Here is a 10,241-nt window from a genome sequence, read left to right as displayed (position 1 = left end):
GTGTCGATTGTATTGGTTTATTTGTTTAGGATACACCCTTTGATATGACTAAGTTTTTTGAAGGTTGTTTTTCAAAAAATCCATTTAGCTGTTTAGGATGCACCCGTATTTAATCAATTTTATAGTGTACAGGTTCATTAAAATACTTGAAAGGTTTTATCAATTTTACATTCATAAGATATTTTTATCCAATAAAAAAGTAAAGCCCTAACTTGCAATAGTGCTTTACTTTTTTGTATTAATTTCTTTTTAATTTAAAGTTACTCCATTCACTTTACGAACAAATTTCTCTTGTTTTAATACAATTGTCTTGTTCCATGAACCAGCCATAGGTAATTTTACTTTTCCTTTATAAATACCTTTTGAGACTCTCTTTAATTTACCATCTGCTTTATGATTCATGCTTTTCATTTTTAAAATTATTTCCACTGAATCAACGTTAACTAATTCATTCTCGTTATTTTTTAAAGTTACCTCATAGCTATGTTCTGAATCTTTGGATGTTGGTTGATCAGTTAGAGTAACATTTATATTATCTAAATATTTGTTTGAGACTGCTGTTTCTTCTGACTTACCACATCCGTAAAAAATTGTTACTGCTAACAATAATATTATTAAACTATTTATTATTTTCATATTACACCTCTATTTATCTCTAAAGTTTTTTTATGACTAAAAAAGCTAAGCAAACGTATAATAGTAAGCTTAGCATATTTCAGTTATAAATTTTATTTATTGGATTCCAGGTTGACTAACTTTCTTTTTTATAAATTTAACAATAAACTCGATTAAACCTATTACTAATATTGATATACCAACCATTGGCATTAAAAGTCCACAAATTACTGAAATCAATAAAACACCTAAAAAGTATTTATTTCCATCACTTGCTTTTGGAATTCCAACTGTTCCTGTTGGACGACGTTTCCACCACATTGTGATACCACTAAATACGATTAAGACAAGTGATAAACATGCTATAACATTTATCATTAAATTTGCCCATCCGAAATATCGTCCTTCATGTAAAGCGATACCCGTTTCAACTGTTTTATCAAACGTACTGTAATCTTTCCATCGATAATCTAGAAGTGTTTTCCCACTATATTGATCAATATCCATCGTTACATAATTTTTAACGCTTCCTGCTGCCCATCCCCAAGTAGAGATTAAGTAAACTCCCTTATCTCCTTCTGGCATAGAGATTGTATAACCAGGATAAACATTTGTATCTTCAGCAATTTTAACTACATTTTCTATCGGTAACATTCCTCTATTACTATAAACGGATTCTGGAACAGGAATATTTTCAGCTGCCCATGGTGTTTTAGCAATATCTTTATTAATTTTAGTTGATTGAATACTACCATCCCATAAATGTTCTGGTGCATTTGAAAGCTTTGCTTTTGCTTTGAAAGTATCTAGTCTCTCACCAAAAGAGCTAGCCCAAGGTAAACCTGATAAAACAAGAACTAACAAGAAAATTGTCATCCAGAAACCCGTACTTGCATGTAAGTCTCTCCAAAACACACGTGATCCTTTTTTCATACGAATACGAAAAACGCTCAATAATGATTGTTTATTACGTGGAAAATATAAATATAACCCTGTTGCTAATAAAATAATTGCCCAAGAAGCTGATAATTCAACAAGATTATCTCCAATTTTACCAACCATTATTTCACCATGTAATTTTACAATAATCTCCATTAAACGTTGATCGTTTTGTAATTCACCTAATACTTTCCCTGTGTATGGGTTTACAAAAATTGTGTAGCTAACATCACCTTTTGCAATTCCAATTTCCGTTGCACGTTTTGGGTTTTTGACATCTGTAAAAGAAGTTATCGCATCATTAGGGTAATTGTCCTTTACAGCTTTTAACTGTAAGCCTGGTGTAATCTCTTTACTACCTTGTTCCACATAGTATAGATTTTTGTCTAACATTGGTTCTACATATGGTCTAAATAAATAGATTGCACCAGTAATTGCTAATAAAATTAAGATTGGTGCAAAAATCATTCCTCCATAAAAATGCCATCTCCATATTGTTTTGTAAAGAGATGTCTTTTTCGAAGAAACTTGTTCAGTTTGAACTGAATTTAGTTGTGTATTTATCTCCATTTGGTTTTACCCCTCAATAATTTTTATCTACTTGTGAAAGTATAAAATTCAATTGTGATAAATTAATGAAGTTTTAATGATTTTTTATGCTATTATTTATTTAATTTTGGCATTTACTTATTATGGTCTATAAAAACAAAAAACAGAGTATCCTTTTAAAGATTCTCTGTTTCAGTTAACATTTTTAAATAATTATTTTACTCTTCTAATTTGAACAACCATATTTTGAATAATAAAACCAACTATTAGTATAATCACTAGTATCAAAGTGATTGTAGCACCAGGTGGTGTTCCCAATGTGTATGAAGATGCTAAACCTACAAACATACTACAAATTGCAGTTAATACTGCTATTAAGAGAACCCATTTAAATCCTTTTGCAATTCGAATCGCGAATGCAGCAGGGAGAACAAGTAGTGCTGAAACAAGCAACACTCCAATTGTAGGAATGATAGCTGAAATAACAACACCTGTTAATACACTAAACGATAAGGATAATAATTTTGTATTTACCCCGCTTGTAAAAGCAGTATCTTCATCAAATGTCATTAAAAATAGAGGTCTTTTTAGCAAAAAGAAATAGAATAATACGCCGATTGTTACGCCAATCATCAAATAGACTTGTTTCTGAGTAACAGTAACAATTGATCCAAATAAGTATTGTTCTACATTGGTCGTCATCCCTCCTGCACTAATGCTCATTAAAAACAGAGCAAGTGACAGTCCTGCTGCCATTAGGATTGCAATCGATACTTCTGAATATGATAGATATGCTCTTCTCATATATTCAATTGCTATTGCCCCAATAATTACCACTAACATACTGGATAATGTCAAATCAGCATGAATAAAAAAACCAATTGCTACACCAGCCAGTGAAATATGAGATAGTGTATCTGCCATTAAAGCTTGTCTTCTCAAGACTAAAAATACACCTAATATTGGTGCGATTACTGCGATTAATCCACCAACCCAAAATGCCCTTTGCATGAATTCAAGGTTAAGCATCTCCATACTCCATGTTCTCCTTTCTCTAGATGGATGATTTTATCAAGATATTGTTCAACTTCTTCTTTTTCATGAGTCACCATGACAACTGTTCGATTATGTCTTCTAACTTGATGATCCAAAAATTGATAAAAGCTTACTCTACTTTCTTTGTCCATACCAGTCGAAGGTTCATCTAATACTAATAAATTTGGTTCAGAAGCTAATGCACGAGCAATACAAATTTTTTGTTTCTGTCCTCCAGATAATGAACCAATTTTATGATGACGATAATCCCACATACCTACCATTTCTAGTGCATTTTCAATCGCTTCGTGATCTGCTTTATTCATTTTTTCGAACCATTTTTTTTGATTAAATCTACCTGATTTCACTAGTTCAATTACCGTACTTGGAAACCCTACGTTAAATGACGCGATTTGTTGGGGCACATACCCAATTTTTAACTGTTCATTATTTGCATCTTTATTATTAATTTGAACTTCACCACTCCAAGGTTTTAACAAACCAAGTAATAATTTTAAAAGTGTAGATTTTGAAGCACCGTTCTGACCAGTGATCCCAACAAATTCACCTTGGTTTATTTCAAAACTTACATTTTCTATTACGGATGTATGATGGTAACCAAATTTGACATTTTTAAATTGAACTAAACTCATCTTTTAGTTTCCTTTCTTAATTAAGTAAAAGCGTGACACATAGTAGGAACACGCTTTTTACTTAATCTCTATTTATTTTCTAATACTTTTTTTAGTATTTTTAAGTTATTCTCCATAACGCTTATATAATCAATTCCTTGTTTTTGTTCATCTTCACTTAAACCTTCAAGTGTATTTAAGACAGCTGTTTTTGCACCAATTTCATTTGCTAGCGTATTCGCTACTTTAGGTGAAGCAACTTCCTCGAAGAAGATTGTATTAATATCGTGACTTTTTGCAAATTGTTTAAGATCCGCCAGTCTTGATGGACTAGGTTCATTCGATGGAGATAAGCCAGCAATTGGAACTTGAACCAAGCCGTATTGCTTTGTTAAGTATCCAAATGCAGCATGCTGCGTAATAACTTCTTTATTTTTCATATTCATTAATGTTGTTCGATATTGCTCATCAAGTGCTTGTAACCTCTTAATATAGTTGTCGCTATTTTTTTTATATTCCGCTTTATGCGCTGGATCAATGTTAATAAGAGCTTTTGTTATATTTTGAACTTCCTTTTGAGCTAAAACTGGACTTAACCATACATGTGGATCCATTTGTTCTGAATTGTTGTTTGTACTATGTTCTTCTTCATTTTCTTGTCCTTTAATCAGAGATATTCCACTACTCGCTTCAATAAATGAAGATTTTTTGTTGTCCAAACTTTTTTCAATATTTGGAACCCACGTTTCCATATATGGACTATTATAGATAAATAAATCAGCATTCTGAATTGCTCCAACATCTTTTGGTGTTGGTTCCCATTCATGAGGTTCTATTGATGATGGAATTAATAGTTTAATATCAGCATTTTCTTTTGCAACATTTTTTGTAAATTCATAAACAGGATAAAAAGTAGTTACTATTTTAATTTTTTTAGATTCATTTTCAGAATTATTAGAGGTAGAAATCGATTTAGATGAACATCCTGCTAATAAAAAGATGGAAATACTAATTGATAATAACGATCTTAAGTTTATTTTTTTCATATCACTAAACAGTAAAATCTATATTTTACTATTTGTGCACCGCCCTTCTAGCTAATTTTTTTATTGTATTTCAAGTTTTAAACGTAATAATTACGATTTATTAAGTAAAAATAGATACTCACCTAAATCTAAGCAAGTATAGTACGCTTAATATTAAAACGAAACAATTACGTTTTCAATGTTTTTCTGATTAAAAATAAATTAAACTTTCCTAATCGAAATAAACATATGGATCTTTTAGTGGTTTTATTTCTGCTATTTTATCTAATTGAATAATCGGTTTATAAAACTTTCCAATCTTCACTTTATGGATTGTACCAGTTACGTTTACCCACTGATCATTTTTAAATGCTGAAACCTCTTTTCCCTCAACCATTAACCCAAACACTTGAGCATCAGCTACGCAACAAGTAATAGCAAAACGCGATACATAAATCTGATTTTTTCTTGTTTGCTTATCACGATATACAAAACCATTAAAAGATATTTTTTTACCTACATATTGATCTACACTATCCTGTACATCTGAAATAATATGTCCATACATCGAATCATCAACTTTTATAAATTTCAAACCATCATTTTTTACCTTTATTTTTTTGGCTTGTTTTTTTACTATATTTTCGCTATAAGAAATACTTCTTTTTGAAGCAATACTTGCTCCAAGAACATTTGTTGAAAATAAGCTACTTGTTATAACTGGAATACTTATTAAAATTACTAAACTTAACGTCCTATTTTTTTGATTCGAGCAACAATTACAAGACGTATGATGTTCTTTTAGCAATTCAAAGAAGTGAATTAATCCAATAATTATACAAGCAACTAAAGTAATGATTGTGAATTTCACCATCTTTGGTGCAATGAAATATTGAATATCTCCTGAAACTAAAAGCTTCAAAAGCATTAGAACAATCCCGAAGAAAAATACAGAGCGTAATCGATTTTGAAAAGAAGACATTTATTCACCTCACCAATATAAATTCCAAATCGACGTCACTACAAATACGACACTTGCAGTTAAGAAAATATAAAAAAATACAAATCTTTTCTTGAAATATGCAAACATCATAAATGTATTTTTCAAATCAATCATAGCTCCAAATAGTAAGAACGCTAGAATAGATTTCACATGAAATGTGCTTGAAAAAGATGCAGCTATAAATGCATCAGATCCAGAACATAAAGATAAGAAATATCCTAATCCCATCATGACCACACTTGATAGATTCGTATGATTTGCTAGATGTATTAACACACTTCGATCAAGAAAAGTCTGAAAAACACTTGTAATTAATCCACCGATAATTAAAAATTTGCATGTTGAGAAAAATTCACTACTAATGTGAGAAATGACTTCACTTATTCGACTTGTTTTTGAATGAATATGGTGAACATGATTATGGTTCTCTTTCTTTTCTAAAGTTTCTAATAGTACATTTTTATTTCGATAAAATAATAAAGTGAAAAAACCGATGAGTAGAACTACTATAAATGCTAACCCTAGTCTTAAAAATGCCATTTGAGAATTCGATTGAAATGCATAGTAGGTTGACGTAAATACAATTGGATTTATAATTGGTACACTACTAAGAAAAACTATCCCAATATACGCAGGCATACCTTTTTTTAACAAAGATCTGACAATTGGTACAATACCACATTCACATACAGGCATGATCATACCAATTAATGCAACTGGAATGAATGCCAAAAATGCATTTTTAGGAAGTATTTTACTGATCGTCTCTGGTTTTACAAAAACATGAATAATTGAAGAAACAATGATTCCAATTAATACAAATGGAAGAGCCTCTAAAAACAAACTTATAAATATTGTGTTCATATTTAATAGTTCTTTAGGTACTTTATGAAATAAAGACGATAAATTCGTAAAATCAATAAATACATAACAAAATAAATAACAAAATAGAACAAATAAAATTAATACTTCTTGTCCAACTTTCCGTACCATAAATCACCTCAAATAATTTTTTATAGTGAAATATATTCTATACGAAACAGACATATGCTCGTCCAACCATTAAAAATCAATAAGTTTTATCTAACGTAAACTTATTTTTCTAGATTAAATAGTAGGTTCATATGTTTAAGCTTGGGCAAAGGCTGGCATTGGATCATTAAATTCATTCCAATTTGATTCCATTTCTTCTTCTGTTAACAAACATTTATCAAGTGACCTCTCAATCTGTAATTCTTTCATATCGATTCCAATTAGGACAAGTTCTGTCATTCGATCACCAAAATGATCATCCCATTTCTTATCTAACAATGAATCTTCTCTTCTCATTTCATCTTGTTCTGATTTCGGTAATGTAGCAATCCATTCTCCAGCTCCTTGGATTGTAATCGTGGAACCAGCCTGTGATAGCATTCCTACCACTTCATTTCTAGTTGCTAACCAAAAAAATCCTTTTGCTCTTACAATGTCCACTGACCAATTTTCTAACCATGAGAATAAGCGTTCTGGATGAAACGGTCTCTTACGACGATAAACAAATGAACTAATACCATACTCTTCTGATTCTGGAATATGTTCTTCATTTAATTCTTTAATCCAACCTGCTGCTTGGCTAGCTTTATCAAAGTCAAATAGATGTGTATTTAATACAGATTTCAAATCGACATTCGAAAATGTAGCAGGTATAATTTTTGCCTGTGCATTAATTTTCTTAAGAAATGCAGTTAATTCTTTTACATCGTGTTCTTCTAAAAAGTCAATTTTATTTAAAATAATAACATCTGCAAATTCAACTTGTTCAAGAAGCAAATCTGCAATTTCACGAATATCGGTTTCATCAGTTCCTTGTTTACGATCTAATAGTGTTTCCCCTGAAGAATAATCCTCCCAAAAACGGTTTGCATCTACAACTGTGACCATTGTATCTAAACAAGTTTTTTTAGTTAAATCAATCCCTAGCTCGTCATCCACATAAGTGAATGTTTGTGCAACAGGAATTGGTTCACTGATACCCGAAGACTCAATTACTATGTAATCAATTCCTCCATTGTCTACTAATCTTTCAACTTCTTTCATCAGGTCATCTCTTAACGTACAACAAATGCATCCATTTTGCATTTCCACTAACTTTTCTTCTGTACGAGAAAATCCTCCATTTTTAACAAGCTGAGCATCTACATTTATTTCACTCATGTCATTTACAATAACAGCAACTTTTAACCCCTCTCTATTTGTCAAAATATGATTTAATAACGTTGTTTTTCCTGATCCTAAAAACCCGCTTATAACTGTAATAGGTACTCTCATAATTATTCCTCCTAAATAATATACATAAAACGTAATAATTACGAATTATATTAAGTTAAATAATTATAAATCGTAACTACTACGTTTTGCAATATATTATTAATAAATTAAAAAAATAAAAAAACAGAAAAACCTACAAATCTGGTTCTCTGTTTCTTATTTTCTACTAATTTCGCACGCTATTTAATTCTCCATAACCGCTCTCTATTTCGCTGCCTTCTCATACTCCTGCTTGAAAAAGCTCTTCATCGAATGAAAAACATCTGATTTTTGCTTTAAAATATAATAGCGAAATTTCTCGTCATTTATATTTTTATATGCGGATATTAGCGTACTATGTCGATTGTATTGGTTTACTTGTTTAGGATACACCCTTTGATATGACTGAGTTTTTTCGTATTTAATTTTTAAATATCCCTTTAAGATGTTTAGGATCTACCCGTAAAAAAGCCTCCCCTCTGATTGTTCCATCCTTATATTTAATCAAATAGCGTGAGGTTGATTTGACCCCTACTTGGAAGATCCTTTTGCTGCTTATTTCACTAACGCAAGGTATGCTTCAGCTTTATAAGAAGCTATTAAATGGAGCGTTGCGGTTCCTTTTTTAAAAGTATTTACAATATTGATCTTGGCGTTGCTTTCCACTTAGTTTCGCATATATTCGTGTTGTTTCACTCTTTTCGTGACCTAATAAGCTTTGGATTACTTCAATTGGAGCTCCGTTATCCATTAAATGAGTTGCGTAACTGTGCCTTAGTTGGTGGGGCGAAATCTTTTTGTTTAACTCTGCCTGTAAAGAAACCTCCTTAATTATATGGCGCGTTTGAGCTATACTTAACCGACGAGGTGCTCATTCGGTTACAAATAATGCAGGATCTGCATCGTTTCGTTCGTTCAAGTATCTAAATAACCAAATTTCAGCTCGAATATTGAAGTATACTTCTCTTTCTTTATCACCTTTTCCTCGTACTATTACGGGGTGATTCGTCCAATTTATATCATTTTTATTTATTAAGACAATTTCGCCGATACGGCATCCCGATGAGTACATAAACTCAATTATTGCATGTTCTCTTGGCGTATTACAGGCTTCCCGAAGGAGTTCAATTTCCTTAACAGTTAAGAATTTAGGAATTCTCGTTCCAGCTTTTGGTTCTTTTAACTTTGAGGAAGGGTTACTATGAATCTCACCCTCTTCATGAGCCCAACGGAATAAAGATTTTATAAAACGAACTCTATGTGCTAGACTCACAGGTTTTAACTTTTCTCCAACAATTACAAGATACTCTTTTAAAGTATCAGTTGAGATATGAGTAATATCAATATCACCGAAGTGTTTAATTAAAAGTGTTGCTTGTATTTTATATGCTTTTAGAGTAGTTGTTGAGTATCCTTCAATTAACTTATCATTATAGTAACTTTTCCATGCTTTAGATAATAAGATTAATGAATCCCCTCCAATAATTGTTGCTCTATCAGACATTATTGACGAAATTCTTGTTTAAAATAGGTGGGTTAAAATTAGAAAAGGATTAAAAATTATTGCACTAACTGGCAGTATAGTTGAAGAAGGAATACTGATTTCCCATAGCGAAATAGAAGTAAAAAAGGTAGAAATGGTGATGTAATAGATGCAAGATTATAGAGAGAACGACGAACTTGAATTATATGATACGGTGATTGAAGGATTATTTATTAACCATCGTGAAAAATACATTAGCTTTCAAATTTTAAAGCCCATATCTCGTATCGATAGAGATGGTGGGTTCACCTATCGTGTTAAAAAAGGGACTTTGAAATTTGAAAGTGTTATTTATGCTAATATTCCGTATGGTTTTGAATGGGATGAATGGAGTGAATTTTACCGTTCAGCAGTATTGGATAACTCCCAAGTAATTGATAGGATACCTGTTAAAGCGAAAGAAAATAAAGATATAAAACATATCTATTTAGATATAGATTATGGTGTAAATTATAAAGAATTAGATATTGTCTGTTCTAATTACTATTTAAGATTAGAGGAACAAGAATATATACTTCACGATGATTTTGATTGGTTAAATGAGGAATAACCTTATTCAACTAAAGCAATGCGTTAGTTGTATAAGAACGTAAAAGAACTGTCTAAATTAGACA

9 protein-coding genes and 2 pseudogenes are annotated in these 10,241 nt (G+C 31.1%); 1 reads left to right on the top strand and 10 read right to left on the bottom strand.

The window, feature by feature from the left end; genetic code table 11:
- Nucleotides 1-249: 249 nt before the first annotated feature.
- The 10 genes and pseudogenes from CN514_RS16835 to CN514_RS16790 form a co-directional block, all read right to left on the bottom strand.
- Nucleotides 250-636: a FixH family protein gene (locus tag CN514_RS16835; protein ID WP_098233585.1), complete on the bottom strand. Its 387-nt coding sequence runs from the start codon at nucleotides 634-636 to the stop codon at nucleotides 250-252.
- Between the two features lie 96 nt (nucleotides 637-732).
- On the bottom strand, nucleotides 733-2,124 hold the full coding sequence (locus CN514_RS16830; RefSeq protein WP_098233584.1) for a PepSY-associated TM helix domain-containing protein: 1,392 nt from the start codon (nucleotides 2,122-2,124) through the stop codon (nucleotides 733-735).
- Between the two features lie 192 nt (nucleotides 2,125-2,316).
- Nucleotides 2,317-3,138, bottom strand: coding sequence for a metal ABC transporter permease (locus CN514_RS16825; protein WP_098233583.1), 822 nt, complete (start codon nucleotides 3,136-3,138; stop codon nucleotides 2,317-2,319).
- Nucleotides 3,084-3,791, bottom strand: a complete 708-nt coding sequence (locus tag CN514_RS16820; RefSeq protein WP_098233582.1) for a metal ABC transporter ATP-binding protein — start codon at nucleotides 3,789-3,791, stop codon at nucleotides 3,084-3,086. The genes CN514_RS16825 and CN514_RS16820 overlap by 55 nt, the downstream gene beginning before the upstream one ends.
- 68 nt (nucleotides 3,792-3,859) lie before the next feature.
- Nucleotides 3,860-4,816 carry a metal ABC transporter substrate-binding protein gene (locus CN514_RS16815; RefSeq protein ID WP_098233581.1) on the bottom strand — a complete coding sequence of 319 codons (957 nt, stop codon included), beginning with the start codon at nucleotides 4,814-4,816 and terminating at the stop codon, nucleotides 3,860-3,862.
- Nucleotides 4,817-5,027: 211 nt separating this feature from the next.
- Nucleotides 5,028-5,777, bottom strand: a complete 750-nt coding sequence (locus CN514_RS16810; protein WP_098233580.1) for a TIGR03943 family putative permease subunit — start codon at nucleotides 5,775-5,777, stop codon at nucleotides 5,028-5,030.
- A gap of 9 nt (nucleotides 5,778-5,786) precedes the next feature.
- Complete coding sequence (locus CN514_RS16805; protein ID WP_098233579.1) at nucleotides 5,787-6,791, bottom strand: permease; 1,005 nt, start codon at nucleotides 6,789-6,791, stop codon at nucleotides 5,787-5,789.
- A 135-nt stretch (nucleotides 6,792-6,926) separates the two neighbouring features.
- The gene (locus CN514_RS16800) at nucleotides 6,927-8,108 is read right to left on the bottom strand and encodes a GTP-binding protein (RefSeq protein ID WP_098233578.1); all 1,182 of its coding nucleotides are present in this window, start codon (nucleotides 8,106-8,108) and stop codon (nucleotides 6,927-6,929) included.
- A 201-nt stretch (nucleotides 8,109-8,309) separates the two neighbouring features.
- Nucleotides 8,310-8,465 (bottom strand): annotated as a pseudogene (locus CN514_RS16795) (sporulation protein YhbH); the annotation flags it as partial.
- Between the two features lie 244 nt (nucleotides 8,466-8,709).
- Nucleotides 8,710-9,549, bottom strand: a pseudogene (locus CN514_RS16790) (tyrosine-type recombinase/integrase).
- Nucleotides 9,550-9,736: 187 nt separating this feature from the next.
- On the opposite strand from CN514_RS16790, the gene CN514_RS16785 reads away from it, so the two are divergent.
- The gene (locus CN514_RS16785) at nucleotides 9,737-10,177 is read left to right on the top strand and encodes a hypothetical protein (RefSeq protein ID WP_098233577.1); all 441 of its coding nucleotides are present in this window, start codon (nucleotides 9,737-9,739) and stop codon (nucleotides 10,175-10,177) included.
- Nucleotides 10,178-10,241: the final 64 nt, after the last annotated feature.

It is taken from the genome of Bacillus sp. AFS001701, assembly GCF_002559405.1.
Classification (GTDB): domain Bacteria; phylum Bacillota; class Bacilli; order Bacillales; family Bacillaceae_G; genus Gottfriedia.
This window is presented reverse-complemented; position numbering and strand designations above follow the sequence as displayed.

Bases quoted from the DNA above. Each gene is read 5' to 3' on its own strand.
- CN514_RS16835 (WP_098233585.1), bottom strand. From the start codon at position 636: ATGAAAATAATAAATAGTTTAATAATATTATTGTTAGCAGTAACAATT.
- CN514_RS16830 (WP_098233584.1), bottom strand. From the start codon at position 2,124: ATGGAGATAAATACACAACTAAATTCAGTTCAAACTGAACAAGTTTCT.
- CN514_RS16825 (WP_098233583.1), bottom strand. From the start codon at position 3,138: ATGGAGATGCTTAACCTTGAATTCATGCAAAGGGCATTTTGGGTTGGT.
- CN514_RS16820 (WP_098233582.1), bottom strand. From the start codon at position 3,791: ATGAGTTTAGTTCAATTTAAAAATGTCAAATTTGGTTACCATCATACA.
- CN514_RS16815 (WP_098233581.1), bottom strand. From the start codon at position 4,816: ATGAAAAAAATAAACTTAAGATCGTTATTATCAATTAGTATTTCCATC.
- CN514_RS16810 (WP_098233580.1), bottom strand. From the start codon at position 5,777: ATGTCTTCTTTTCAAAATCGATTACGCTCTGTATTTTTCTTCGGGATT.
- CN514_RS16805 (WP_098233579.1), bottom strand. From the start codon at position 6,791: ATGGTACGGAAAGTTGGACAAGAAGTATTAATTTTATTTGTTCTATTT.
- CN514_RS16785 (WP_098233577.1), top strand. From the start codon at position 9,737: ATGCAAGATTATAGAGAGAACGACGAACTTGAATTATATGATACGGTG.